The following is a 24,981-nucleotide window of genomic DNA, read 5'->3' as shown; positions in this document are numbered from 1 at the left end:
GAGATGCTTCGACTGCGCTCAGCATGGCCGGTGATTTAACGAAGTGGGAGAGATTCTTCGACTGCGCGGACGCCAGATGAGCATGACGGGCCTGATTGATTCTGCTTATTACCGGCCTGCAAACGCCAGCAAATCTGCCGTCAACTGGTCTTTGTCAGTGAAGAACAGGCCGTGCGGCGCGCCCTTATACACCTTCAACTCCGAGCCAGGAATCATCTTGGCCGTGCGCTCGCCACTTTTCTCAAAAGGAACTGTAGCGTCGTTGTCGCCGTGAATAACCAGCGTAGGCACTTTCACGCTCTGTAAATCGGCCCGGAAATCGGTGGCGCTGAAGGCCGTCACGCAGTCGCGCGTAGCGTTGGGAGCGGCTAAGGACGTCACCGTAAAATTCCAGTCCAGCACGGCTTGGCTCACGGGGTGGCTAATCATGCCCACGCCATAAAAGCCTTTGGCGAAGGTTTGCAGGAAGTCAAACCGGTCCTTTTTAATGCCGTCCTGCATGCCATCAAATACGGATTGGGGCACGCCTTCGGGGTTGTTGTCTGTTTTGAGCATGAACGGCGGCACGGCACTCACAAAAGCCACGCGGGCAATGCGGGCATCGCCGTAGGTGTTCAGGTAACGGGCTATTTCGCCGCCACCCATCGAGAAGCCCACCAGCGTTACGCCGTTAAGGTCCAACTCTTCGAGCAAGGCGTTGAGGTCAGCTGCCAGCGTATCGTAGTCATAGCCCGTCCAAGGCCGGGAGGAACGTCCGAAACCGCGGCGGTCATACGCAATGACGCGCAAGCCGCCTTTGGCCAGCCCAATGGCTTGGTGCTCCCACATGGTGTGGTCGAGTGGCCAGCCGTGGATGAGGACTACCGGAGCGCCCTGCCCCCAGTCTTCGTAGAAAATATTTACCGGGTGTCCGGCCGTGTCGTCGCCTGCTTTGATATAGGCCATGTGAAAGAGAAGTTTTTGGTGAATTGACTTCTGTGCTTTACTCTATGGTACTGGGCGAAGTTGCGCGGCGTATGGTTAAGATTGTGGGTTGCGCCAAGAAGCAAGTAGATTGCGGCGACTATAACTGTGAAAAACGAGACTCGATAGCATAATGAGGCGAACGGCAGTATTGACAATTTTTAGCCTGGTATTTCTTCTCGCTTGCTCGCATGATGAGTTGGGATTGACAGGGTCAAAAGGAAAACGTGTGTTCATCGCGAAAGGCAACATTTCCTTCTTGCTGCCCGATAGTTCGCTAAAATATAGTAAGCAACAGGGCTGGGGTCCATGTTGCTCCTCCTGCAGCTATAGTGAAGCTAACGGCCTGTTCTACAACCATGACACTACCATAATGGTGTCTGTTTATATAACAGCCTATCCAGATTTGGCGCAGAGAGCAGTGCATTGGCACAGCATAGCTGACGAAAAGCAACAGCGTGATGTGGTGTCAGCCATGAATCGAAACTTAGCAGTTATTGAGAGGTATGCTGAGGATAGTGTCACTCGTACCGTAGAAATAGATTACCACTTGCCGACACGTGCGGAGTCGGGCAGACGGGGTCAAGCCAGCTATGCGAGAAATGTGACCTTCTACGGGCCCCAAAGGACTGTTAGATTCCACTTTTTTGGGCCAGATAAAGAAACCGTTCGCCAAGCAATTGCTCGCACAAGAACTAGCCTACGCGTAAATCCTGGCTATTTGCAAGAGGCCATTAAACCTTACCCCCAAAGCGTGGACATCGACTAGCAAAACCGCCTGAAATCCCGTACCTTTGCGGCCCCGCCAGGGTGGCGGGCTTTGCTGCACAACGGCAAGGTGTTCAACAAGAACCGCGTAAGGGCCCGGGCATCGGCCGCTACGTTTATCCAAGAGGTGCCCAACAGCTATTTATGGCAGATTTGATTGACGATTTCGACTGGGATAATGTCGGAGCCACCGGTTTTGGTGGAAACTACTCGGCTGACCAGCGTGCCGAGATGGAGAAAATGTACGGCGACACGCTCACGACCGTACAGGAAGAAGAAGTAGTGAAGGGCACCGTGGTTGGCATCACCGACCGCGACGTAATCCTGAACATCGGCTTCAAATCCGATGGCTTGGTGTCGATTACTGAATTCCGCGACTTGCCCGACTTGAAAATCGGCGACGAGGTAGAGGTGTTCATCGAAGACCAGGAAGATGCCAACGGCCAGCTCATCCTGAGCCGTAAGAAAGCTAAAATTAAGCAGGCCTGGAAGGCCATTTACGATGCCCTCGAGCTGGATACCATCCTCGAAGGCGTAGTGAAGCGTCGCACCAAAGGCGGCCTCATCATGGAGCTCGACGGCGTAGAAGCCTTCTTGCCCGGCTCGCAAATCGACGTGAAGCCCATCCGCGACTTCGATATTTATGTGGGCCGTCGCATGGAAGTGAAAGTTGTGAAAATCAACTCCGCTTTCGACAACGTGGTTGTTTCGCACAAAGTACTCATCGAGAAAGACCTCGAGAAGCAGCGTGAGGCTATCCTGAACAACCTTGAGAAAGGTCAGATTCTGGAAGGCAACATCAAGAACATGACCAACTTCGGCGTGTTCATCGACCTCGGCGGTGTCGACGGTCTGCTGCACATCACGGACATCTCGTGGGGCCGCATCGCTCACCCGAGCGAAGTACTGACCCTGGACCAGAAGTTGAACATCGTAGTATTGGACTTCGACGAAGCCAAGAAGCGTATCAGCCTCGGCTTGAAGCAGCTGACTCCTCACCCATGGGATTCGCTGCCCGCCGACCTGCAGCCAGGTTCGAAGGTATCGGGCCGCATCGTGAACGTGGCTGACTACGGCGCTTTCATGGAAGTGGTACCGGGCGTAGAAGGCCTCATCCACGTTTCGGAAATGAGCTGGAGCCAGCACCTGCGCAACCCGCAGGACTTCATCAAGCAGGGCGACACGGTAGAAGCGCAGATTCTGACGCTCGACCGCGAAGACCGCAAGATGAGCCTCGGCATCAAGCAATTGACCGAAGACCCCTGGACGCGTGGCGACTTCGGCGACAAGTACGCCGTGGGCACCAAGCACAGCGGCCTCGTGCGCAACCTGACCAACTTCGGCCTGTTCGTTGAGCTGGAAGAAGGTGTGGACGGCCTCGTGCACGTTTCCGACCTGTCGTGGACCAAGAAAATCAAGCACCCATCGGAAATGGTGAAGGTGGGCGACAAGCTGGACGTAGTAGTGTTGGAGCTGGACCTGGGCGCCCGTCGCTTGGCTCTGGGCCACAAGCAACTGGAGGAAAACCCTTGGGATACGTTCCAGTCGGTGTTCACCCCCGGCTCGGTACACCGTGCTACCATCACCGAGAAGTCGGAGCGTGGCGCTGTTCTCGAATTGCCGTACGGCATCGAGGGCTTCGCTTACCCCAAATCGTTGGTGAAAGAGGACGGCAGCACCGCCGAAAACGGCGAAGCGCTGGACTTCCGCGTGACTGAGTTCTCGAAGGACGACCGTCGCATTGTACTCTCGCACACGGCCATCTTCAATAAAGAAGCCGCTGCCGAGGACGACAGCCGCAACGCCAAGTTTAAGAAGAAGACCAACACCAAGGCTGGCGACACCCAAGGCGAAGGCAAAATCAGCGACTTGAAGAAAACCGAAGAGAAGTCCACGTTGGGCGACCTCGACGCGCTGAGCGCCCTGCGCGACCAGATGATGGGCAACGAGCGCAAAGCCGGTGAGCAGAAGCTCGCCGCTGCCGCCAAGCCTGCCGCTGCTCCCGCTGCCGAAGAGGCTACCGAAGAAGCTCCTGCTGCCAAGGCTCCCAAGGCCAAAGCTGCTAAAGCCGACGCTCCGGCCGCTGAAGCTGCTCCTGCTGCCGAAGAAGGTGGTTTGCTCGCTGGCATCGCCGGTGCTGCTGCCGCTGCCCTCGACAAAGTGAAAGAAGTGGCCGCTGACGCTGCCGAAGCCGTTTCGCACAACGAAACCTTCGACAAAGTGAAGCACGCCGCCTCCGACGCTGTGGACGCCGTAACCGGTTCGGAAGCTTTCGCTAAAGCTTCGGAAGTAGCTGGTGACCTGGTTGAGAAAGCCAAAGGCCTGGTTGCCGGCGACGACGCCGACAAAAAGGACGAGGAAACCAAAGCCTAGTGCTTGGTTTTGAGTAAGAAAAAGCCCCGGCCGCAACGCCGGGGCTTTTTTTGTGCTTTTGCCTTGCCTACGCCGAACGTGCTGCTTACCTTTGCGCTCCCAAAAGACCACTACTGGTGACGTGACCGAGTGGCTAGGTAGAGGTCTGCAAAACCTCCTACGGCGGTTCGAATCCGCCCGTCACCTCTGATTTCTAGTGAGAAAGCCCCGTTTGCCAATTGGCAGGCGGGGCTTTTTCTTGGTTCGAAATACGATTTCCGGATTTTGGCCGGCGTTATGCCTAAATTTAGCAGCCAAGCCACATTCTCTTACGTAGGGGAATCGAAACGCCCTTTTTCTTTCCAAATATGAAAATTATTGACCTGCGCACCATGCGCGGACCCAGCTATTGGTCTGTAAAGCACACCAAGCTCATTGTGGCCAAAGTTGATTTGGAGGATTTTGCGGGGAAGTGGTCGAATACGGTGCCCGGACTAGGAGAGCGGCTTATGAAACTGTTTCCGCACATCGGCCAGCCCCAGCCCAATGGCATGAGCGGCGGGAAGCAGTCCGCGAAGCGTCCGCCGTTGGATTTGGACCAGCTGAACGACGGCGAGCCATTGGGCCACGTCATCTACCACATTGCCCTGGAGTTGCAGCGCCTCGCCGGCATGCCGGTGTATTGGGGCAAGTCGTACCCCGCGCGTGAAGATGGCGTGGAGTACGTGGTGTTTACGTACCAGGAAGAGCGGGCCGGCCGACGCGCCATCGAGGCTGCAGTCGAGATTGTGGAGGCTTCGTGTAAGAAGGAGAAAGTCGACCTAAAGGCAATTATCGACGAACTCCACGAAATCCGCGAGGAGGAATTCATTGGGCCCAGTACCTACAGCATCGTGGCGGAAGCGGCTTCGCGCAACATTCCCTACATCGCGCTCAAAAACAGCAACATTATTCAACTGGGCTACGGCGTCAACCAAAAGCGCATTTGGGCCACTACGACCAGCTACACTTCGCACGCTGGTGTGGAAGTGGCTGGCAATAAGAACCGCACCAAGGCCATGCTCAAGGACGCGGGCGTGCTGGTGCCCCGCGGCACCACAGTGTACTCGGAGGATGGCCTGCGCGACGCCATTGAAGAATTGGGCTTCCCCATCGTGACCAAGCCGCTCGACGGCAACCACGGCAAAGGCGCCACCATCCGCATTATGAACTGGAAGGATGCGGCCGAGGGCCTGAAAGCCGCCCAGGCATATTCGCGGTCCGTGATTGTGGAGCAGTTCATTGAAGGATTTGACTTCCGCCTGTTGGTGGTGAACGGCAAGCTCATTGCCGCTGCGAAGCGCACGCCTGCTGCCGTGACGGGTGATGGCACGAGCACCATTCAGCAACTGATTGATGAGGTGAACAAAGACCCCCGTCGCGGGGTGGGCCACGAAAAAGTGCTGACGGCTATCAAAGCCGACAAGCACACGCTGGATATTCTGAAAAGCAAGGATTTGACCTTGAAGTCAGTGCTGCCAGCCGGCGAGACGCTGTACCTGAAGAGCACGGCCAATATCAGCACCGGCGGCACAGCCAGCGACGTAACCGACCAGATGCACCCCTACAACGTGCTGCTCGCCGAGCGGGTAGCAGGCATTGTGGGCCTCGATATTTGCGGCATCGATTTGATGGCGACGGACATTGCCGTGCCGCTCAACGAGAGCCGCGGCGCCGTGATTGAGGTAAACGCCGCTCCGGGCTTCCGCATGCACATTTCACCGGCCGAAGGTTTGCCGCGCAACGTGGCCGCGCCGGTGGTGGACATGCTGTTCCCGCCCGGCTCCACTGCCCGTATTCCCATCATTGCCATCACGGGCACCAACGGCAAAACCACCACCACCCGCCTGATTGCGCATTTGGTGGCCAGCAAAGGATACAAAGTAGGTTTTACCACTACCGACGGCATCTACATTCAAGGGGTACAATTGCAAAAAGGGGACTGCACCGGCGGCCAAAGCGCCGAGTTCGTGCTCAAAGACCCTACGGTGAACTACGCTGTGCTCGAAACCGCGCGCGGGGGCATGCTCCGCTCGGGCCTGGGCTTTCATACCTGCGATATTGCGGTGGTGACCAACGTTGCGGCCGACCACTTGGGCATGCGCGACATCTACACCGTCGAAGAAATGGCGGCCGTGAAAGGTGTGTTGCCGCGCACGGTGCGCAAAAATGGCTGGGCCGTGCTCAATGCCGATGATGACCTGGTGTATGCCATGGCCCGCACCGTGGACTGCCGCGTGGCGCTGTTCAGCATGGACGAGAACAACCCGCGCATCATCGAACACGTGGAGGCTGGCGGCGTGGCCGCCGTATACGAGGAAGGATACATCACCATTTACAAAAACAGCTACAAGCTGCGCATCGACCGGGCCGCGGAGTTTCCGGTCACGTTCGGGGGGCGCGCCGGCTTCAATATTGAGAACAGTCTAGCGGCTGCGCTGGCGGGCTATTTAGCTGGCTTCGACCGTGACGAAATCAAGACGGCGTTGCGAACCTTTGTGCCTTCGGCAGCGAAGACGCCGGGCCGTATGAACGTTTACAAATTCCCGAAGTACGAAGTCATTGTGGACTATGCCCACAACACGGCCGGAATTCTAAAATTTGCGGAGTTCATGGATGCCACTCCGGCCACCCGCAAGATTGGGGTGGTTTCGGGCTTGGGCGACCGCCGCGACGAGGACACGCTGGGCTTTTCCCGCGTAGCGGGGCGCATTTTCGACGAAGTGGTGCTGCGCCAGGACCGCGACCTGCGCGGCAAAACCGCCGAGGAAATCAAGGCACTCATGGAGCGCGGCCTGCGCCTTGATAAGCCGGACTTGCCCATCACCTACATTGAAAAGGAGATGGATGCCATCGACCACGTGCTGGCCACGGCGCCTGAAGGCGCCGTCATCACACTGTTTACCGAAAATATTTCGGCCGTCTTAGCCAAGCTGGATAAGTACGAGGCCTTAGTGGCGGCTGAATAAGCAAAGGCAAGTAGTAGCTAAACAAAAGAGCCCGCTTCGATTGAAGCGGGCTCTTTTGCTTTGGGGTTGCATTAAGCGGCGGCCGTGTTGTGCGGACCGCTACGTATTTGCTTGGACCCGACGTTATTTCAGCGTGAAAGTGGTTTTGCCCATCAACTGGCCGCTTTCATACAGCTCCACGGTGTGCTGGCCTTTCTTGTACTCAGCGCCTTTGGCATAAACGAAATCCAGCTTCTGCTTGGAGTTATCGTACACCACGTCCTGCTTCTGGGTATAAAATGCCTCCTGGCCATCCACGGTGAAGGTGCCGCCGCCGGTGCTCAGGTTATACAGCGCGGCGCCATCGGGCTCCAAAATGCGCATGTAAATGGCTTTGGTTTCCTTCGGCGACACGTCGTTGCGGGCCAGGTTAAAGGTCACTTTCACCTTCTCCACGCGCTTGGCTTTGAACTCGTCTTTGTCGTCGTCTTTCTCCTTGTTCTTGGATGTGATAACAGCTACTTGGATGTTCTCGGACTGCAGGCGCGAGGCGACGCCCACTTTATCCGTGAGCTCTTGATTGGTGCGGGCAATGGTGCTGATGGTGTCGGTTAGCTTGTTTTGCCGCTCTTTAAGCGTGGTGGTTTCGGTGTAGAGCGTCTCGTTGTCCTTCTTGAGTTGGGCAATGTCGTCGTCCTTTTTACGCAGCTGGGTTTCTAGGTTCTGAGCACGCTGCTTGAACAAGTTTTGCTGGGCGATGGAGAAGCTGCCGGCCCGGAAGGAGCGGAGCTTCAACAGGTCGGCGTTGACGCTGGCAATTTTGGATTCCAGCGAGTCATTGCTCAAGCCCAGGGCCTGCAATTCCTGGCTTTGACGCTCAAAATCAGTCTTCAGCGCTTCGTATTGCTTGATTTGTTCTTGTAGCTTGCCGTCCTTGGCTTGCACTTCGGTGGTCAGTTCCTCGTTTTTCTGACCTTTCTGCTGGTTGAGGTAAAACAGAACGCCGTTGATGCCAAGTAGCACCAAAACCAGGGCTACCCAGAGGAGAACGCGGCTATTGTTGGAACGGGGTTCGGGGGTTTCGTTTGGGTCCATGCGGGAATAGTTAATTCAGGAAAAGCGAATGGTTTTTTAGGGTGCCCGCCGCAATGCGACGCTTACCTTTGGGTGTAAAAATAGGGGACTTCCGTGCCCTGGCAAGTTTTCGACATACTTTGACGCAATGGAAACGGTTTTGCCTGCTTTCGATGCCGCCTATTGGCAAGCGCGTTACGTAGCCGGACGCGACGGTTGGGACACCCGCGAAGTAACCCCGCCGCTCCGCGCCTACTTCGACCAACTTACGGGGCACCAGCAACCGCGCATTCTCATCCCCGGCGCCGGCCGGGCCTACGAAGCCGAGTACTTGCACCAGCTCGGTTTCCGGGAAGTATTCGTGGTTGACCTAGCGCCCGAAGCCTTGGCAGCCTTGGCTACCCGGGTGCCGGATTTTCCGGCAGAACACCTTTTGGAAGCCGACTTTTTTGCCCTGTCCAACGCCCAGCCCTACGATTTAATTGTGGAGCAAACGTTCTTCTGCGCCCTCAATCCGGCGTTGCGACCCGCTTACGCGCAGCAATGCGCTCAACTACTAGTCCCCGGCGGCACGCTGATGGGCGTGCTTTTCGACACTGATTTCGGGCCGGGACAGGAGCCGCCCTTTGGCGGCAGCAAGGAAGAATACCGCAACTACTTCGCGCCATATTTCGATTTCCGGCACTTCGATACAGCGACCAATTCGCTCCGGCCCCGGCAGGGGCGGGAGCTGTTTATCTGTTTGAAAAGGAGGCCTGGACCAGATGCTTAAAATTTCAGATGATGTCGCCAGACTCTTATCTAAAATGGTAATGGTGGCTCAGGTGCTTGCAGCGATATTTTTTGGCTACTTATGGGCTACGAGACGAAATTTTGCTCAACCTGCCGGCAGACAGCTGATTGATTTCGAGCAGCAGTACTTCCAAGCTACGATAACCGCTTATGCTGCACTTGCAATTACCTGTGCCCTGCTGGCAGTGGTTATGTTTTTCATCCGTAAGTCCACGCGGCTGATGCGTTTGTTTACCGAATGCGGAGAAAGATGCTAAACCATTAACTGATTTGTAGACCACCCTCCCTCTTTTTAATAGAAATTATTTCAATCATGCTCACTGCCCTCGCCAATACGCTTCCCCATTTCCGCCACACCGATTCCGGGCAGTTTTTCCTCATGGCCGGCCCCTGCGTCATCGAAGGCGAGGACATGGCGTTGCGCATTGCCGAGCGCATCAAGCACATGACGGATAAGCTGCAGATTCCCTTTATTTTCAAGGGGTCTTACCGCAAAGCCAACCGCTCCCGCTTGGATTCGTTCACGGGCATTGGCGATGAAACGGCGCTGCGCATTTTGCAAAAAGTAGGGCGCGAAATCGGCGTGCCGACCGTGACGGACATCCACGAATCGAGCGAGGCAGCGCTGGCAGCTGAATACGTCGATGTGCTGCAAATTCCGGCTTTCTTGTGCCGCCAGACCGACTTGCTCATCGCCGCGGCCCAAACGGGCAAGGTGGTAAACGTGAAAAAAGGCCAGTTTTTGAGCGGTGAGGCCATGAAATGGGCCGTTGATAAGATTCGCCAGTCGGGCAATGAGCACGTCATCCTCACCGAGCGCGGCAACTCCTTCGGCTACTCCGATTTGGTGGTTGATTTCCGTAACCTGCCCGCCATGCGCGAGTTCCAGGTACCCGTGGTGATGGACGTCACGCACTCCCTGCAGCGCCCCAACCAAAGCAGCGGCGTGACTGGCGGCCAGCCTGCCCTCATCGAAACCATTGCCAAAGCCGCCATTGCCGTGGGCGCCGACGGCTTGTTCATCGAAACCCACCCAACCCCCGCCACCGCCCTTTCCGACGGCGCCAACATGCTGCCCCTCGACCAACTCGAAGCCCTGCTGGAGAAGTTGACGCGGGTGCGGGAGGCAGTGAAATAGCCGCTGCCAGTTCCTGCTGTTTAGAAATCCCCATTCACTGTTTTTTTCGCTAGAGAAAGTAACGGCTCATGAACGAGTTCAGGCTTTATAAATCTCCCTGGAAATCGATTAAACTGATGCTGATGTGCTCAGTTTTTGTTGCGCTTGGCTATTTCATGTTGGGCCGGCCCGATGTTCCACAGGCAGTTGCCTGGTTGGGAATTGGGTTTTTCGGCCTCGGATATCCGGTGGGGATTTACCAATTGCTGGACCGCCGCCCCCAAATAATTGTCAGCGAAGTGGGGATATTCGACCGCATGGCCCACCACGAGTTTATCAACTGGGAAATCATTCAAGACGTTTACTTGGCCGAAATTCACAAGCAGCACATCATCTGCTTGGTGGTCGATGAGGCCTTTGAGCCATCCCGCAGGAAAGGCAAATTCCAGCAAACGGTAGCCAGCTTAAATAAAGAGCTGGGTTTTCAGGAGTTGAACATCTCCCTGGCATACGTCGATGTGGATGCCGACCGCCTAGCAGCCTTTATCTACGCCATGCGCGGCGCCCAAGCTCCCGAAAGGGCCGCCCTGCTGGAAAAGGCAGCCGCCAGCCTCTGATTTTGCCTCAGGTGCGCAGCCAGAAGTGTTGCTTGGGCTGGCCCTTTCGAAAGAACACCAGCCCGATATGGAACAGGTCGACCGTTACGGTCACGTCGGGGTGGGCTTTGATGACCTCCCAGGCCCGTTCCATTTCCTCCGACCAATGGATGTCATCGAAGACAAAAACCGACTCATCGGTCCGGTACGCTAGGCAGTGCTCGAAGTAGCTCAGCGTAGGCTCGTAGCGGTGGTTGCCATCGAAAAAAGCAAAATCGACGGGCGTGCCCAGGGCTGCCAGGGCAGGAGCCAGCGTGTTGTCCATGTTGCCTTCCACAATGCGGATGTTCTCCAGTTGCAGCGCGGCGAAGGTTTCGCGGGCTACGTTGGCCACATTGGCGCATCCTTCTAGGGTGACGACCTTGCTCCGCGAGTCGGCCGCGGCCAAGTAGGCGGTGGTAAGGCCCAGCGAGGTGCCAAGTTCCAAAATGGTAGCCGGACGGAAATAATTGGCCAGCCGAAACAGCAGTTGCGCAAGGTGCGGGGGCTTAGCCGCCGTGCGGGCAATGTCGGCGATGCGGCGCTGCTGGCCGGCCCCGGTATGCGAGCCCGCGCCAAAGTCCGTAACCGTGATGCTGGTGGAGCTATTGAGCAACTCCTGCCGCCGCGATTCGATGGGAGCGTAGGCGTCGAAAATGCCCGTATGACGCACCACGGAGGTATAAACGCCAAATACAAACGGGGAATGCAAGCCGTGGGCGTTGCCCGAACGAAGCCAAAAACGAAGGTAAGCGAGGAGTTGAAACAAGAAGTTGTCGGTTGCGAGTGGGCCGTTGGCAGGTCGGCAGTACGACAACCACGGTGCAAACTAACAACGGACAACGGCCAATTGACAACCCAACGTTAATTCAGGCGATACGGCACCATGAGCGTGAACTCGGGGATTTCCACCGAAAACTTTTGGCCGTTGGCGAGGCGTTCCATCAGGTAGGTGCCGCACATCTTGCCCACGCCCGATTTTAAGTTGCAGCCGCTCACGTACTGATGGGCTTCGCCGGGCTCCAGCACCGGCTGGCGACCTACCACGCCTTCGCCTTCTACTTCGCGCACCACGCCGTTGGCATCATGAATGTGCCAGTGGCGCCGCAATAGCTTCACGGTGAATTCGCTGTTGTTGCGAATGTCAATCTTATAGGCAAAAACGAAGTGCTCCTGGCCAGGACTGGAATAATCGGGCAGGTAGTTGGTCGTAACCGAAACGGTGACGCCCTGCGTAGTGGTGGTGGGCATAGGTATCGGAGCTTATAAGTAGCTGCGGGCTTAACAGTGGCCCGCCCAAATTGGTTTTACGCAAAAGTTACGGGGAAACGCCGCAAAAGCCCCATTATTTTCTTAAAAAAAACTTCAATGGTAAAGATAGCCGAAAGCTGGCGGCCCGTAATAGCCGATGAGTTTGAAAAGCCTTATTTCCAACGCTTAATCGCCTTTGTGAAAGGTGAGTACGCCACGGCTACCGTTTACCCGCCGGGCCCCCAGATATTCCACGCTTTCGATGCCACGCCCTTCGAGAAAGTGAAGGTGGTGATACTTGGCCAGGACCCTTATCATGGCCGCAGTCAGGCGCACGGCCTTTCGTTTTCGGTGCAGGACGGGCAGCGCACGCCGCCCTCGCTCCAGAATATTTTCAAGGAGTTGCGCGACGATATTCCCGGCACCCCGCCCGCCTCCAACGGCAACCTCGACCGCTGGGCCGAGCAAGGCGTGCTGCTACTCAACGCCACCCTCACCGTGCGCGCCAGCGAGCCCGCCTCGCACCAAAAGAAGGGCTGGGAGGAGTTTACCGATGCCGTTATCCGCAAAGTCTCGCAGCAGAAGGAACACGTGGTGTTTATTCTCTGGGGAGCATACGCAGGTAAAAAATCAGAACTGATAGACGAGAAAAAGCATCTTATATTGAAATCGGTGCATCCTTCGCCGTTTGCGGCCGACAAAGGGTTTTTCGGCAGCAAGCCCTTTAGCAAGGCCAATGCTTGGCTGCAGAGCAAGGGCTTGGAGCCCATCATGTGGTAAACCGTCCGCCGCGCCGCGCTACGCTAACGGGTCGAAAATCCGTTCATAACCAATAGAAAAAGCCCCGACTCAAACTAGAGCCGGGGCTTTTTCTATTGACGGAATGCGCGGCGAAAGTGCAGTTTCTTCGTGCGCCGGGAAAGTTAATGAATGATATTGAACAAGCGGTTCCACCGGATTTTGTGCCAGAAATCACCGAAGGGGTCAACCGATAGCCAGATGAGGACGGCCTTGCCCACGACGTGGTCTTCTGGCACAAAACCCCAGAAGCGCGAGTCCTCGGAGTTGTGGCGGTTGTCGCCCATCATCATATAGTAATTCTGCTTTAGGGTGTAGCTGGTAAGCATTTTGCCGTTCTGGAAAATCATGCCGTCCTTCCAGGTAATCCCTTCGTTGTGCTCGTAGCGGGCTATTATCTTGAAGTAAATGGCTGCATTGCCGGGCGAGAGGGCAATGGTCTGGCCCTTCTTGGGGATGGGCAGCGGGCCGTAGCTGTCCAGGGACCAGCCGCGCGGGGTAGCGCTCATGGCCGGGGAGTTGCGGAAATCCGCTACGTCGGGGAAGAGGGCCACCTGCGGTTGAATTACGGTCATGTTCTTCACGTAGGGCTGCTTGCGAAAGAAGTTTGCCGCCGCCACTGTGCAGCTGATGGCGTAGCCCACTTTGCCGTCGGGGGCAGTCACGGCCTGGGGGCTGCCCCCGGGCTGCTCGTACTCCACCACGCCTTGGGCGCGCAGGTCGGCCAACACTTCGTCGTTGGGGTTATCGACCTGCATGAAATAGGTCGTTTCCAGACCGGGAGGCGTTACGCCGGGTTTCCCGTTCAGATATACCTGGCCTTCCCGAATTTCGAGCGTATCGCCGGCCACGGCCACGCAACGCTTGATGTAGTTGGTGCGCAGGTCGGCCGGGTATTGCGACTCGTGGGGCACGTGGAACACCACCACGTCGTTGCGCTTGATTTCCGAGAAGCCCGGCAGCCGGTACGTGGGCAGCTGAATGAGCTCGGAGAAGCTTTTAATGCCCGTTCCCCACACCGTTTGGTGGGTGAGGGGCACTTGCAGCGGCGTTTGGGGCGTGATGGGGCCGTAGTGCAGCTTGCTCACAAACAGGTAGTCGCCCACCAGCAGGGAGTTTTCCATGCTGGGTGAGGGAATGGTATAGGCTTCAAATGTGGCCCAACGGATGAGCGTAGCCGCCACAATGGCAAAAATCAGCGAATCGGCCCACTCGCGGGTTTTTGTTTTCGGCGCTTTCGGAGCGGTGGTGCGGTCGGTTTTGAGCAAAGACATGGGGGAGCAAGCTTGGGCTTGGCAATGAAATTCAGGTAAAGAAACGCAGCAGAATGCCAGGAGGCCGTGCCGCCGCCCGCGCAGGTAGGGGAAGTTACAAATCCAGCAACTCTTTCATTCCAAATACGCCCACCCGGCCGGGCAGCCACTCGGCTGCGAGCAGGGCGCCCACCGCAAATCCTTCGCGGCTGTGAGCCTCATGCTTTAGCTCCAGAATGTCCACGGCCGAGGAATACGTAACGATGTGCGTGCCCACGGCCTCGCCAGCGCGCTCGCTGATGATGGCTAGCTCGCCGGGTGTTTCGGCGGGCTCGTTGCGCCAAGTGGTTTTGCTGGGGAAATGACGAATAATGGCTTCGGCCGTGGTGAGGGCCGTGCCGCTGGGCTGGTCGATTTTTTGGGTGTGGTGGATTTCCCGAACGGCCACGTCATAGCCGCCAAACTGGTGCATCTTGGCGGCCATATATTCATTGAAATGAAAGAACAGGTTGACGCCTACACTGTAGTTGGAGGCATAGAAGAGGCTACCGCCTAGTTCGTTGGTTAACTGCTTGGCTTCCTCAAAATGGTGTAGCCAGCCCGTCGAGCCGCACACCACGGGAATACCCTGGCGCAGGCAAGCCGTCACGTTCGCAAACGCAGAGTCGGGGTGCGTAAATTCGATGGCGACGTCCACTTTCTCCGGCGTGAAGTCGCTAATGCTCAACTGCGTGGCGTGCAAGTCGACAATGCCCGCGATTTCGTGGCCGCGGTCGGCTGCCAGCGTGGCAATGGTTTGGCCCATTTTACCGTAGCCAATGAGTAGAATTTTCATGAAATAGAAAATTTGTCAGGAGTTGATTGTTCGCCGCCGGTGCGGCAAAATCGGGAGAGTGATGGGGTGAAAACTGGTCCTCAAAAGGCTCTATTTAACCACCATTGCTTACTTCACACGCAGCGCAAAGGTCACGCCGGGATTGGTAGGCAGGGCCAGCGGCCGGCCCGGAACAGGCAGCAGTGTGGGCTGCCAGTGCAGGCTCAAGTCGGGGCTCACGTCAAAGTCCTTGAGGTGAGCGTCCACCAGCGCATCCACCACTTGCAAGCCATAAGCTATGCCGATATACAGTAGGAAAATGTCACGGTTGCCACGGTATAACTGCACGCCGTTATCAATGCCTGCAATGTTGTCCACAAGTCGAACAGGGTAGCGTAGGGACGGGTCTCGGGGGCGAAGACCGTTAGGTTTGGATGCTTCGTCCTTCAGCAGGTTGCTGGCATCGGCAAATTGCCGGTATCGGCTTTGGTAAAAAACTTCGCCGTAAATGACCCCACCCAGCGCCCCATATACCAACGGCAATTTCCACCAGCGCCGGTTGTAAATCTGCCCCGCGCCGGGCAGGATGGCAGATAACAGCGCCGCTTTGCCGGGCCGGGTCAGCCGGATGCCTTCGTAGCCAAAGGCCCGAAACATGCGTTCGGTGCGTTTGGCCGAGTCGGCCGCGGCTTTGCTGCGTTTTTCTTCGGCCGAAACCACCACATCGCGGCGCTCGGCGGTATCGGCTTGAATCACCGTGGGCGGGGGCGGTGCAAAAACCTGCGCCCGTGCGTTGGAACCGGCAAGGAAAACGCCAGCCAAAAACAATAAAGCCCGGAAATGGTGAATCGATTTTTTCATAGCAAACCTGCTAACGGGAAACGTTCGAGGTTTAGCGTGTTATTATCCTGATGCTTGGTAAGCGCGTGTTGGCTGCAATGCTTTTACGAGGGGTGCAGAATGTGCAGAATGCGCTGCATGTCCTCTACCGAATCGAAGGCGATTTTGATTTCGCCGCTGCCTTTGGGACCGGGCCGTACCTGCACGCGCGAGCCAAACCGGTCGGTGAGGTGGCGCTCGGTGCGCCGCAACTCGGCGGCGGGCACTGCCTGGTGGGCAGGAGCAGCCGCGGCACCATTGTCTGGAGTTCCGTTGGAAGCGGCTGGACGGCCGAAACCGCCGCGTACCAATTCCTCAACCCGGCGCACGGACAGTTCCTCGGCCACAATCTTACGGAAGAGCTCCACTTGGGCCTTGGGGTCTTCGATGCCGATGAGGGCGCGGGCGTGGCCCATGCTGATTTCGGCATCGCGCAGGCCAATCTGCACATCGGGCGGCAGTTTGAGCAGGCGCAGGTAGTTGGTCACCGTCGAGCGATTTTTGCCCACCCGGTCGCCCAATTCTTCCTGGCGCAGGTTGCATTCGCTCAGCAGGCGCTGGTAGCTGAGGGCGATTTCGATGGCATTCAGGTTTTCGCGCTGAATGTTCTCAATTAAGGCCATTTCCAGCATTTGCTGGTCATCGGCCTTGCGGATGTAGGCCGGAATGGTCTCCAGGCCCGCCAGTTTAGAAGCTTGCAGGCGGCGCTCGCCCGAAATCAACTGGTAGGCGTTGGTGCCGAGCTGGCGCAGGGTCACGGGCTGAATAATGCCCTGGATTTTGATGCTGTTGGCCAGTTCCTGCAGGGCTTCCTGGTCGAAGTGGGTGCGGGGCTGGTACGGATTGGCTTCGATGTGCTCCACCGAAATGAAGCCCACGGAGTTGACAGGGTGCGACACCAGCCGGTCGCTGGAGCCGGGCCGCTCGCCTTTCTTGTCGTAACTGCCCTCAATCAGGGCGTTCAGGCCGCGACCCAGGCCGCCTTTGCGTTTTACTGAAGCGGCCGCAGCCAAAGCAGCTTGCAATTTCTCTTCGTTCTTCTCTGGAGTCATCTCGGCAAGGTCCTGTTGGCCGAAAGTGCGGCGCATACGGAACTTCAAAATTACGGATTGTTGGGCGAAGGGCAAGCCGGGAAAATTACCTCGGCAATTAAAACGCTTTGCAGTTCCTGCAATGTGTCTAGGAAACGTGGTCCACACTTCATTTTTAACAAAAAGCCCCAACCGAGCGCCACGTAAATCGAGGCTGCTCAGTCAGGGCCAAATATTCCTGGTGTTTTTGGGTAATCGAACCTAAATCCGCTCGTCCTCAGCGGTTTCCTCCGTGGCTTCCACGCTGTTTTTCTCTACAATTTCGCGGGCCAGGTTCAGGTAGCTGATGGAGCCTTTGCTTTCGGCGTCGTGCAGGATGACGGGAATGCCGAAGCTAGGCGACTCGCTCAGCTTCACGTTGCGAGGGATGATGGTATCGAAAGCCAACTGCTGGAAGTGCATGCGGACTTCCTCCACCACTTGGTTGGAGAGGCGCAGGCGCACGTCGTACATCGTGAGCAGGATGCCTTCGATTTCGAGTTCCGTGTTGAGGCGGCTCTGAATGATTTTGATGGTGTTCAGGAGCTTGCCCAAGCCTTCGAGGGCAAAATACTCGCACTGCACCGGAATGATGACCGAGTGCGCCGCCGTTAGGGCATTGACCGTTATGAGGCCGAGCGAGGGCGAGCAGTCGATGATAATGAAGTCGTACTGCTCGGCGAGGGGGCGCAGGGCCTCCTTCATTTTTTCTTCGCGGTTGGGCAAATTTATCATTTCCACCTCGGCGCCCACCAGGTCGATGTGGGAGGGCATAAGGTCGAGGTGGGGCAGAATGTTGGTGGGCAAGATGATATCCTGGGCATTGATGCCGTCCACCATGCATTCGTAGATGCTGTTCTGGATGTCCTTGGGGTCGTAGCCCACGCCCGAAGTGGCGTTGGCCTGGGGGTCGGCGTCGACGAGCAGGGTCCGGTAGTCCAGGGCGGCCAGGGACGCCGCTAGGTTGATGGAAGTAGTGGTTTTGCCCACCCCGCCTTTTTGATTGGCTACCGCGATGATTTTTCCCATGAGTCTCTAAATGTCAGTTGGTCGTTATCGGTTGCCAGTTGGTAGGAGTTCGGTGTTTTTGTTGGTTTCTGAGCGGCTTAACGCCCAAGGGCTAACAAGTAGCAGCGAATGACTGACAACTAAGAACTAATAACTTTTGCCGTAGCATTGCACAAAGATACATTCTTTCCCTGTTCGCATGCCCCCTTTTTTGGCACGTTTGGCGGGCCTGCTGCCTAAACCGCTGAGGCCCTTGGTGGCCCTGCTGGCGTTGGCCGGTTGCCAGGATGCCGCGCGCCCGGCCGCCGACGAGCGCCGCGTGTTTCGCTACAACCAGCCCGAAGCCCTCACCTCGCTCGACCCCGCCTTCGCTCGCAACCAAGCCAATAGCTGGGCCGTATCGCAGCTCTACAACGGGCTGCTGGAGTTGGATTCGACCCTGCAGCCGGTTCCAGCGCTGGCCCGGCGGTACTCAATTTCGTCCGATGGCCGCACCTACACCTTTGTGCTGCAGAGTGGTGTGTCGTTTCATGACGACCCCAATGTGTTTGGCAAGCCCGCGAAAGACGACTTGCTGTCGATGAAAGTGAGCCGACTCGTAACCGCTCGCGACTTTGTTTATTCCTTCAAGCGCATTCTGGACCCGGCTACGGCCAGCTCTGGCGGCTGGATATTCCGGGGCAAGGTGCTGGAAAATCCGGATGGCAGCATTAGCGACACGTGTTTTGTGGCGGCCAATGATTCCACACTGCGCATTCACCTCAAGGAGCCATTTATACCGTTTCTGGGCATTCTCACCATGCCGTATGCCTACGTGGTACCGCGCGAGGCGGTGGAGAAGTATGGCAAAGACTTCCGGGAGCACCCCGTGGGCACGGGCCCGTTTCAGTTCAAACTATGGGACGAAGGCAATGTGCTGCTCTACCACCGCAACCCAACCTACTGGCGGCGCGATGCCAAAGGCCGGGCGCTGCCCTACCTCGATGCCGTGGCCATCAGCTTCTTGCCGGACCGTAAAACCGAATTCTTAACCTTTCAGCAGGGCAAATTGGATTTCCTATCCGGCATCCGGGCCGGTTCGCGCGACTTGATTATGTACCCGGACGGCACCATTCGGGAGGATTTCAAGGGCAAGTTTCGGGTGGAGAAAGTGCCGTATCTGAACACGGAGTATTTAGGTTTTCAGCTGGACTCAACTGGACTCACGGGCGAACAGGCGGCCCAAGGCCGGGCGCTGCGCGACAAGCGGGTGCGCCAGGCCCTGAATTATGCCCTCAACAAGCCGGAAATGCTCACCTACATCCTGAACCGGGTGGGGCAGGCGGGCACCTCGGGCTTTGTGCCGGCCGCGCTGCCTTCGTTCTCGCAGGAGAAAGTGCCCGGCTACACGTTCCAGCCCCAGAAGGCCCGGCAGCTGCTGCGGGCGGCGGGCTACGGCCCGCAGCGGCCCTTGCGCCTGCGCCTGAGCACGGTGCTGGAGCGCAAGGAAATCAGCGAGTATTTGCAGAAGCAGTGGGCCAACGTGGGCGTGCAGGTGCAGATTGATATCAACCAATCGGCGGCGCAGCAGGACTTGGTAGACAATGGCAAGGTGGCCTTCTTCTCCAAAAGCTGGCTGGGCGACTACCCCGATGCGGAAAACTACCTGGCGCTATTCTACAGCCCCAATTTCAGCCCCGCCGGCCCCGACAAAACCCACTTCAAAAGTGCGGCCTACGACAAGCTGTACGACGAAGCCCGGCGCACGCAGGACCTAGCCAAACGCACGGCTCTCTACCAAGCGATGGACCGCATTGTGGTGGAAGAATGCCCGGTAATCAGTCTCTATTACGACGAAGTGGTGCGGCTGACGCAGAATAACGTGCGCGGCCTCACGCCCAACCCCATGAACCAGCTGCTACTGGAGCGGGTGTATAAGCAGTAGCGGCGAAATCTGCGGTGTAAGGAGGCTGAAGTTTTGGTGCCAATTTGCTTGTCGGTTTAAGCCTAATCACATGCGTTTTTTTCAAGCTGCCGCTCTTGTCTTTTTAATTGCGTTGTGTCCTCTTCTTGGGGTGCAAGCACAATCGTTGGGGGCGGCGGCTAAATCGGACCCGCTGGTCATCGGCCAGACGTTCACGCTACAGTCCAAAGTGTTGGGCGAGAACCGCCGGGTCAATGTGTACCTGCCGCAAGCTTACACCGATTCGGCCACGTTACGGCTGCCCGTGCTCTACATGCCGGATGGCGGCGTGAAAGAGGATTTTTTGCATGTTGCGGGCTTAGTGCAGGTGTTGGTGGGCAACGGCACTATGCGCCCGTTTGTGCTGGTTGGCATTGAGAATACCCAGCGGCGGCGCGATTTAACGGGGCCGACCACCAACGAGAAAGACCAGAAAATAGCGCCCCGCGTGGGCGGCTCGGCGGCCTACCGGCAGTTCATCCGCGAAGAGTTGATGCCCGAGGTGAAGCGCCGCTACCGCACCACCGCCGAAACCGCCATTGTGGGCGAGTCATTGGCTGGGTTGTTTGTCGTTGAAACGCTGCTGGTGGAACCCACTTTATTTGATAGCTACCTGGCCTTTGACCCCAGCCTGTGGTGGAACAACGGGCAGCTGGTAGCCAATGCCAGTGCCCTGCTTAGGGCCCAAGCCGGACAACCCAAGCAAGTGTATCTGGCCACCAGTAGCCAAGGCGACCTTGCTGCCACCCGCCAACTCACAAAAGTTCTGGAAGGTAAAACGCCACGCACCATAACCTGCCACTACGAGCCCATGCCGCAGGAAACCCACGCCACCATTTATCATCCCGCCGCCCTGAAAGCCTTCCGGGCGGTTTTCAAGCTTAAGTAGGAGAGCCGGCGGGCAATCAGCTTTGGCGTGCGGGAAGGCCAATGCGCTGGCCTTCGACCTATCTGTCTACGCCGTGTAATTGGGCCAACTGGTCGAACTGGTGGCCGAGGTAGGTGAAGAACCTGTTCACAGTTTCGGGCGCGCCTTCTTCCACTACCACCGTTTTGAGTTGGCCATTGGGCTGGCGAATGCCGACGATGGTGCTGGGCAAGTCGCTGGTGTTTTCAGAATACCGGTCTTTGAACTGGTCAAAGTTGGCTTCCTGGGCGTTGCGCAGCATCTCCGCCACGGTGGCGGCGGGGAGTCGCAGCTCCTTTTTGCCCATCAGGGGCACGGCGCGGCGGCCTTCGTAGGCCACGCGGCCATCGGCATACACGTGCATAACGTAGCCCGGGCAGGTACCGAAACAAGGCGTGCGCTCGAACGTGAGGACCGGGCCGGCCTCCTGACTTGCTTGGAACTCATCCCGACGGCCTGCTTCGGATGGCTTTGGACTCAGATTGTTGGCCGTGCCTTGCTGAGTGGCCTTTGGGGCACAGGCGGGCAGCAAAAGGCCGAAGGCAAGCCAGAGGAGCAGAGCAGGGTAATAGCGCATGGCACGGAAGCGGTAAAGGTCAACTTACTAAACGGACGGCCCGCAAATAGACCAACAAAAAACCGGCAGAACGAAAACCGTGCTAAGGTTTCGTTCTGCCGGTACACTCAGGCGGGCTGAGTTGAAGCTTAGGACTGCTTTTTCTTGGCCTGAGCCTCGCGCTCCTGCGCGGCTTTCATGGCTTCGGCAATGCGGCCCTGAATGCCGCTGGGCTTCTTGTCCTTGTTTTTGATTTTGTTGGCGTCGAGCTGCGCGCGGATTTTGGTGTCGTCCACAAAGGCCTTAGTCAGGGCCTGCTGGCCGAAGGTGATGACGTTCGACACGAAGTAGTACCATGTGAGGCCGGCCGCAAAACTGTTCAGCACGAACAGGAAGATAATGGGCATCAGGTAGCTGTACGTTTTCATCGGGCCCTGCATGGCCGTGTTGGTCTGGTTGCTCTGCCAGGTCATGAGCAGGGTAGAAGCAGTCATCAGCAGCGTGAACATCGACACGTGGTCGCCGTACCATTTCACGTAGAAGGGCAGCTTCAGAAATACGTCGTAGCTGCTCAAGTCCTTGGCCCACAGGAAGCTTTCCTGCCGCAGCTCAATGGCGTTGGGGAAGAACTGGAACATGGCAAACAAAATGGGCAGCGTGAGCAACGTAGGCACGCAGCCGCTCAGGGGCGAAACGCCGAAGGTCTGGTAGAGCTTCATGGTTTCCTGCTGCACCTTGGTTGCATCGTCGCCGTACTTGGCTTTCAGCTCGTCGATTTCCGGCTTCAGCACTTTCATGCGGGCCTGGCTCTCGTAGGTTTTGTAAGTGAGGGGCCAGGTGACGAGCTTAATCAACAACACCAACAGTGCGATAATCAGACCGTAGGACGTAATATACTGCTCCAGGAAGTGAAACACGGGCAGCACCACAAAGCGGTTTACCCAGCGGAATAAGCCCCAGCCCAGGTACACGTTGCGGTCAAATTCCGGCGCTACTTCCTTCAGCAAGTTGAAAGAGTTCGGCCCAAAGAAGAAGCGGTACTGGCCGCGGCCCTGCACCACTTCATTCACCGGCAGGGTGAGGGTCGTGCTCAAGGTTTTGATGGTCGAAGAATCCGCCAGGTTCACCGTCGAGTTGAACGCACCACCGGCGAAGGGCTGCTGGTCGGCGATGAGGCCGGCTACGAAGAAGTCGTGCTTGTGCGCAGCCCATTTCACCGGCCCGTTGGCTTTGAACTCCTCCGGGTTTTCACTGGCTTCGGCCAAGGAGCCCTGGTCGCCGGTGGCCAGGTAGTGGTTGATGGTGGTGTGGTTGCGGTTTTGCTGCAAGTCCTGCTCGGTCTGGCGCACTTTATCCACGAAGGTGAACACCAGCGGCTCCTGCGCCACGGAGCGCTCCAGGCCGTTCAGGCGCAGGTTGTAGCTCAACTCGTAGCTGTCTTGAGGCAGGGTGTAGGTTTGCACCACGCTGCCGCCGGCCACGGGCGCCGTGAACGTGATAACCGAAGCGCCGTTGGCGCCTTGCGATGTGGCAGACTGGAACACCAAATCTGAGAACTTAATGGTCTTGCCATCGAGAGTGCGGAAACGAGTGTCCATGCGGGCACTTTTTGCATCGAACAAGTCGAGCGGCTGGCCACCAAAAGTCTTGTATTTCTTCAGGCGTACGGCGGCCACGCGGCCGCCACGGGTCGAAAAAGTGACGGTGATGTTTTCGTTGGCAATGGCCACGTCCTTAGCCACCGCAGCAGTGGTGTCGAGCGCGGCCTCGGGGGCAAAGGCCGGCGCGGCAGCGGGAGTAGTTGCCGGCGCGGTGGCAGCGGTGGGCGGTGGCGTTTTACCGGGGGCCTTCACATCTTCCTTTTTCGGGCTGAAAAAGAAGAGGTACACGAGAAGCAAGGCCGAAATAAGGAAAAGGCCGGTTGCTGAATTTTTGTCCATTAGAAAATTACTGATGCTTTAAGACGCAAAGGTACGGTGTAGGGAGTAGCACGAAGCGGGGCTTCGCGCTACGGGCTTATCTAGCCCTTGCGGTACTGAATAGCCGCCCGCACAAACCGCGTAAACAGGGGGTGCGGCTGCTCCACCGTGCTTTTCAGCTCGGGGTGAAACTGGCCGGCCACAAACCACGGATGATTTGGGAGTTCAATGACTTCCACCAAGCCCGTATCGGGGTTGGTGCCGGTCATCTGCATGCCTGCTTCCTCAAATTGGGCCAAGAACTGGTTGTTGAACTCGTAGCGGTGGCGGTGGCGCTCGCTGATGTGGTTGCGGCCGTAAGCTTTGGCCGCTTTCGAGCCGCGGCGCAGGTCGCAGGCGTAGGCGCCGAGGCGCATGGTGCCGCCTTTCATGGTGATGTTTTTCTGCTCCTCCATCATGGCAATCACGGGGTTGGGCGTGAGGGCGTCCATTTCCGTGGAGTTGGCATTGGGCAGCGCCAGCACGTGCCGGGCAAATTCCACCACGGCCACTTGCATGCCCAGGCAGATGCCGAAGAACGGAATGTTGTTTTCCCGCACGTAGCGCACGGCGTTGATTTTGCCTTCAAAGCCGCGCTCGCCGAAGCCGGGCGCTACCAGCACGCCGTCGCAGCCGTGCAGCAGGCTGGCCACGTTTTCGGCCGTGATGTGCTCCGATTGAATGCTGCGCAGCGTGACCTTGCACTCGTTTTGGGCGCCGGCGTGCACGAAGGATTCGTTGATGGATTTGTAAGCGTCTGGCAGCTCCACGTACTTGCCTACCAAGGCAATGGTCACTTCCTCGGTGGGGTTTTTTAGCTTGCCGAGGAAGTCTTTCCAGGCCTCCAAGTCGGGCTGCGGGGTGCCGCCGGTTAGTTTCAGGCGCTTGATAACCCGCTCGTCGAGGCCTTCCTTGCGCATGAGCAGCGGCACCGAATAGATACTGTCGGCGTCGAGCGACTCGATAACGGAGTTGATTTTGACGTTGCAGAACAGCGCGATTTTGCGGCGCATCTCGGCCGGAATCGGGTGCTCGGAGCGGCACACCAGAATGTCGGGCTGCAGGCCGGCTTCGCGCAGGTCGCGCACCGAGTGCTGGGTGGGCTTGGTCTTCAATTCGCCGGCGGCCTTCAAATAAGGCAGCAGCGTGAGGTGTATTACCAGCGAATCGGAATCGGCCAGCTCCCAGCGGAGCTGGCGCACGGCCTCCACAAAGGGCAGGCTCTCGATGTCGCCGATGCAGCCGCCGATTTCGGTGATAACCACGTCGAACTGGCCGTTTTGGCCTAGCAACAACATGCGCCGCTTGATTTCGTCGGTGATGTGGGGCACTACCTGCACCGTTTTGCCGAGGAAAGCGCCTTCGCGCTCGCGCCGAATCACGGTGTCGTAGATGCGGCCCGTGGTCACGTTGTTGGCCTGCGAGGTCGGCGTATTGAGGAACCGCTCGTAGTGGCCGAGGTCGAGGTCGGTTTCGGCGCCGTCGTCGGTCACGTAGCACTCGCCGTGTTCGTACGGGTTGAGCGTACCGGGGTCGATGTTGATGTAGGGGTCGAACTTCTGGATGGTGACTCGGAACCCGCGGGCTTGCAGAAGCTTGGCCAGCGAGGCGGAAATAATTCCTTTGCCGAGTGAAGAAGTGACGCCGCCGGTAACGAAAATGTATTTCGCTGCCGACGCGGAGGGGGGATTGGAGCGTTCGGGCATGACGGGAGTCAAAAGTACGGCAACGGAAATTGGGATGCGGGAAAAGTTGCAGGTGGGGTAGGGCGGCCAGGCAACTTTTGAGCTTCAGAAGCCGCAACGGGAGTAGGTTAAGAACGTCATGCTGAGCGAAGCCGAAGCATCTCTACTGCTT

At 57.4% G+C, this 24,981-nt stretch carries 20 protein-coding genes, 1 tRNA gene and 1 pseudogene; 10 read left to right on the top strand and 12 right to left on the bottom strand.

The annotated features are described in order from the left end of the window. Positions 1–108: 108 nt before the first annotated feature. Entirely contained in the window at positions 109–945 is an 837-nt protein-coding gene (locus I2I05_RS12165) for an alpha/beta fold hydrolase (protein WP_196282531.1), read from the bottom strand. A 930-nt stretch (positions 946–1,875) separates the two neighbouring features. Here I2I05_RS12165 and rpsA point away from each other — a divergent pair. The 3 genes and pseudogenes from rpsA to cphA all read left to right on the top strand — a co-directional run. Further along, a pseudogene (gene rpsA, locus I2I05_RS12160) lies at positions 1,876–3,687 on the top strand (30S ribosomal protein S1); the annotation flags it as partial. Between the two features lie 532 nt (positions 3,688–4,219). Continuing rightward, positions 4,220–4,290, top strand: a tRNA-Cys gene (locus tag I2I05_RS12155). Between the two features lie 161 nt (positions 4,291–4,451). Further along, complete coding sequence (gene cphA / locus I2I05_RS12150) at positions 4,452–7,091, top strand: cyanophycin synthetase (RefSeq protein ID WP_196282530.1); 2,640 nt, start codon at positions 4,452–4,454, stop codon at positions 7,089–7,091. Positions 7,092–7,214: 123 nt separating this feature from the next. On the opposite strand, the gene I2I05_RS12145 is transcribed toward cphA, so the two are convergent. Next, positions 7,215–8,165, bottom strand: coding sequence for a hypothetical protein (locus I2I05_RS12145; RefSeq protein WP_196282529.1), 951 nt, complete (start codon positions 8,163–8,165; stop codon positions 7,215–7,217). Between the two features lie 127 nt (positions 8,166–8,292). On the opposite strand from I2I05_RS12145, the gene I2I05_RS12140 reads away from it, so the two are divergent. The 4 genes from I2I05_RS12140 (at position 8,293) to I2I05_RS12125 (ending at position 10,670) form a co-directional block, all read left to right on the top strand. Next, the gene (locus I2I05_RS12140; RefSeq protein WP_196282528.1) at positions 8,293–8,916 is read left to right on the top strand and encodes a methyltransferase domain-containing protein; all 624 of its coding nucleotides are present in this window, start codon (positions 8,293–8,295) and stop codon (positions 8,914–8,916) included. Beyond that, the gene (locus I2I05_RS12135) at positions 8,909–9,193 is read left to right on the top strand and encodes a hypothetical protein (RefSeq protein ID WP_196282527.1); all 285 of its coding nucleotides are present in this window, start codon (positions 8,909–8,911) and stop codon (positions 9,191–9,193) included. Before I2I05_RS12140 ends, I2I05_RS12135 begins: the two co-directional genes overlap by 8 nt. Before the next feature lie 56 nt (positions 9,194–9,249). Beyond that, positions 9,250–10,074, top strand: a complete 825-nt coding sequence (gene kdsA, locus I2I05_RS12130; RefSeq protein WP_196282526.1) for a 3-deoxy-8-phosphooctulonate synthase — start codon at positions 9,250–9,252, stop codon at positions 10,072–10,074. Positions 10,075–10,142: 68 nt separating this feature from the next. Next, positions 10,143–10,670: an STM3941 family protein gene (locus I2I05_RS12125; protein ID WP_317192349.1), complete on the top strand. Its 528-nt coding sequence runs from the start codon at positions 10,143–10,145 to the stop codon at positions 10,668–10,670. Positions 10,671–10,677: 7 nt separating this feature from the next. Here the strand turns inward: I2I05_RS12125 and I2I05_RS12120 are convergent, their stop codons facing one another. Both I2I05_RS12120 and apaG read right to left on the bottom strand, forming a co-directional pair. Then, complete coding sequence (locus I2I05_RS12120) at positions 10,678–11,457, bottom strand: O-methyltransferase (RefSeq protein WP_196282524.1); 780 nt, start codon at positions 11,455–11,457, stop codon at positions 10,678–10,680. A 95-nt stretch (positions 11,458–11,552) separates the two neighbouring features. Then, positions 11,553–11,939, bottom strand: coding sequence for a Co2+/Mg2+ efflux protein ApaG (apaG, locus tag I2I05_RS12115; protein ID WP_196282523.1), 387 nt, complete (start codon positions 11,937–11,939; stop codon positions 11,553–11,555). Between the two features lie 117 nt (positions 11,940–12,056). Between apaG and I2I05_RS12110 the strand changes: the two genes are divergently transcribed. Then, entirely contained in the window at positions 12,057–12,719 is a 663-nt protein-coding gene (locus tag I2I05_RS12110) for a uracil-DNA glycosylase (protein WP_196282522.1), read from the top strand. 143 nt (positions 12,720–12,862) lie between these two features. On the opposite strand, the gene lepB is transcribed toward I2I05_RS12110, so the two are convergent. The 5 genes from lepB to I2I05_RS12085 all read right to left on the bottom strand — a co-directional run bounded on the left by lepB (position 12,863) and on the right by I2I05_RS12085 (position 17,782). Then, the gene (gene lepB / locus I2I05_RS12105) at positions 12,863–14,011 is read right to left on the bottom strand and encodes a signal peptidase I (protein WP_196282521.1); all 1,149 of its coding nucleotides are present in this window, start codon (positions 14,009–14,011) and stop codon (positions 12,863–12,865) included. Positions 14,012–14,105: 94 nt separating this feature from the next. Then, complete coding sequence (dapB, locus tag I2I05_RS12100; RefSeq protein WP_196282520.1) at positions 14,106–14,825, bottom strand: 4-hydroxy-tetrahydrodipicolinate reductase; 720 nt, start codon at positions 14,823–14,825, stop codon at positions 14,106–14,108. A gap of 108 nt (positions 14,826–14,933) precedes the next feature. Next, entirely contained in the window at positions 14,934–15,665 is a 732-nt protein-coding gene (locus tag I2I05_RS12095) for a DUF5683 domain-containing protein (protein ID WP_196282519.1), read from the bottom strand. 83 nt (positions 15,666–15,748) lie between these two features. Beyond that, on the bottom strand, positions 15,749–16,771 hold the full coding sequence (locus I2I05_RS12090; RefSeq protein WP_230688303.1) for a ParB/RepB/Spo0J family partition protein: 1,023 nt from the start codon (positions 16,769–16,771) through the stop codon (positions 15,749–15,751). A gap of 204 nt (positions 16,772–16,975) precedes the next feature. Further along, positions 16,976–17,782 (bottom strand): ParA family protein, encoded by an 807-nt coding sequence (locus I2I05_RS12085; RefSeq protein WP_070735693.1) that lies wholly within the window; start codon positions 17,780–17,782, stop codon positions 16,976–16,978. Between the two features lie 178 nt (positions 17,783–17,960). Here I2I05_RS12085 and I2I05_RS12080 point away from each other — a divergent pair, with 178 nt between their 5' ends. Both I2I05_RS12080 and I2I05_RS12075 read left to right on the top strand, forming a co-directional pair. After that, positions 17,961–19,685 carry an ABC transporter substrate-binding protein gene (locus I2I05_RS12080; protein ID WP_196282518.1) on the top strand — a complete coding sequence of 575 codons (1,725 nt, stop codon included), beginning with the start codon at positions 17,961–17,963 and terminating at the stop codon, positions 19,683–19,685. A gap of 112 nt (positions 19,686–19,797) precedes the next feature. Beyond that, positions 19,798–20,592, top strand: coding sequence for an alpha/beta hydrolase (locus I2I05_RS12075; RefSeq protein ID WP_230688302.1), 795 nt, complete (start codon positions 19,798–19,800; stop codon positions 20,590–20,592). Positions 20,593–20,650: 58 nt separating this feature from the next. Here I2I05_RS12075 and I2I05_RS12070 read toward each other — a convergent pair whose 3' ends face one another. The 3 genes from I2I05_RS12070 to I2I05_RS12060 form a co-directional block, all read right to left on the bottom strand. Continuing rightward, on the bottom strand, positions 20,651–21,187 hold the full coding sequence (locus I2I05_RS12070) for a DUF6438 domain-containing protein (protein WP_196282516.1): 537 nt from the start codon (positions 21,185–21,187) through the stop codon (positions 20,651–20,653). Between the two features lie 128 nt (positions 21,188–21,315). Next, positions 21,316–23,106 carry a membrane protein insertase YidC gene (yidC, locus tag I2I05_RS12065; RefSeq protein WP_196282515.1) on the bottom strand — a complete coding sequence of 597 codons (1,791 nt, stop codon included), beginning with the start codon at positions 23,104–23,106 and terminating at the stop codon, positions 21,316–21,318. 80 nt (positions 23,107–23,186) lie between these two features. Next, a complete protein-coding gene (locus I2I05_RS12060) occupies positions 23,187–24,830 on the bottom strand; it encodes a CTP synthase (protein WP_196282514.1) in 1,644 nt (547 codons plus the stop codon). Positions 24,831–24,981 lie beyond the last annotated feature (151 nt).

The sequence above is a fragment of the Hymenobacter jeongseonensis genome, from assembly GCF_015694725.1.
Lineage (GTDB): Bacteria > Bacteroidota > Bacteroidia > Cytophagales > Hymenobacteraceae > Hymenobacter > Hymenobacter jeongseonensis.
This window is presented reverse-complemented; position numbering and strand designations above follow the sequence as displayed.

What these genes read in the sequence shown, in the direction of transcription:
- I2I05_RS12135 (WP_196282527.1), top strand. Translation starts at nt 8,909, where the DNA reads ATGCTTAAAATTTCAGATGATGTCGCCAGACTCTTATCTAAAATGGTA.
- I2I05_RS12090 (WP_230688303.1), bottom strand. Translation starts at nt 16,771, where the DNA reads ATGCGCCGCACTTTCGGCCAACAGGACCTTGCCGAGATGACTCCAGAG.
- I2I05_RS12165 (WP_196282531.1), bottom strand. Translation starts at nt 945, where the DNA reads ATGGCCTATATCAAAGCAGGCGACGACACGGCCGGACACCCGGTAAAT.
- I2I05_RS12145 (WP_196282529.1), bottom strand. Translation starts at nt 8,165, where the DNA reads ATGGACCCAAACGAAACCCCCGAACCCCGTTCCAACAATAGCCGCGTT.
- I2I05_RS12085 (WP_070735693.1), bottom strand. Translation starts at nt 17,782, where the DNA reads ATGGGAAAAATCATCGCGGTAGCCAATCAAAAAGGCGGGGTGGGCAAA.
- I2I05_RS12095 (WP_196282519.1), bottom strand. Translation starts at nt 15,665, where the DNA reads ATGAAAAAATCGATTCACCATTTCCGGGCTTTATTGTTTTTGGCTGGC.
- I2I05_RS12140 (WP_196282528.1), top strand. Translation starts at nt 8,293, where the DNA reads ATGGAAACGGTTTTGCCTGCTTTCGATGCCGCCTATTGGCAAGCGCGT.
- apaG (WP_196282523.1), bottom strand. Translation starts at nt 11,939, where the DNA reads ATGCCCACCACCACTACGCAGGGCGTCACCGTTTCGGTTACGACCAAC.
- I2I05_RS12060 (WP_196282514.1), bottom strand. Translation starts at nt 24,830, where the DNA reads ATGCCCGAACGCTCCAATCCCCCCTCCGCGTCGGCAGCGAAATACATT.
- dapB (WP_196282520.1), bottom strand. Translation starts at nt 14,825, where the DNA reads ATGAAAATTCTACTCATTGGCTACGGTAAAATGGGCCAAACCATTGCC.
- lepB (WP_196282521.1), bottom strand. Translation starts at nt 14,011, where the DNA reads ATGTCTTTGCTCAAAACCGACCGCACCACCGCTCCGAAAGCGCCGAAA.
- I2I05_RS12070 (WP_196282516.1), bottom strand. Translation starts at nt 21,187, where the DNA reads ATGCGCTATTACCCTGCTCTGCTCCTCTGGCTTGCCTTCGGCCTTTTG.
- I2I05_RS12110 (WP_196282522.1), top strand. Translation starts at nt 12,057, where the DNA reads ATGGTAAAGATAGCCGAAAGCTGGCGGCCCGTAATAGCCGATGAGTTT.
- kdsA (WP_196282526.1), top strand. Translation starts at nt 9,250, where the DNA reads ATGCTCACTGCCCTCGCCAATACGCTTCCCCATTTCCGCCACACCGAT.
- I2I05_RS12125 (WP_317192349.1), top strand. Translation starts at nt 10,143, where the DNA reads ATGAACGAGTTCAGGCTTTATAAATCTCCCTGGAAATCGATTAAACTG.
- I2I05_RS12080 (WP_196282518.1), top strand. Translation starts at nt 17,961, where the DNA reads ATGCCCCCTTTTTTGGCACGTTTGGCGGGCCTGCTGCCTAAACCGCTG.
- yidC (WP_196282515.1), bottom strand. Translation starts at nt 23,106, where the DNA reads ATGGACAAAAATTCAGCAACCGGCCTTTTCCTTATTTCGGCCTTGCTT.
- cphA (WP_196282530.1), top strand. Translation starts at nt 4,452, where the DNA reads ATGAAAATTATTGACCTGCGCACCATGCGCGGACCCAGCTATTGGTCT.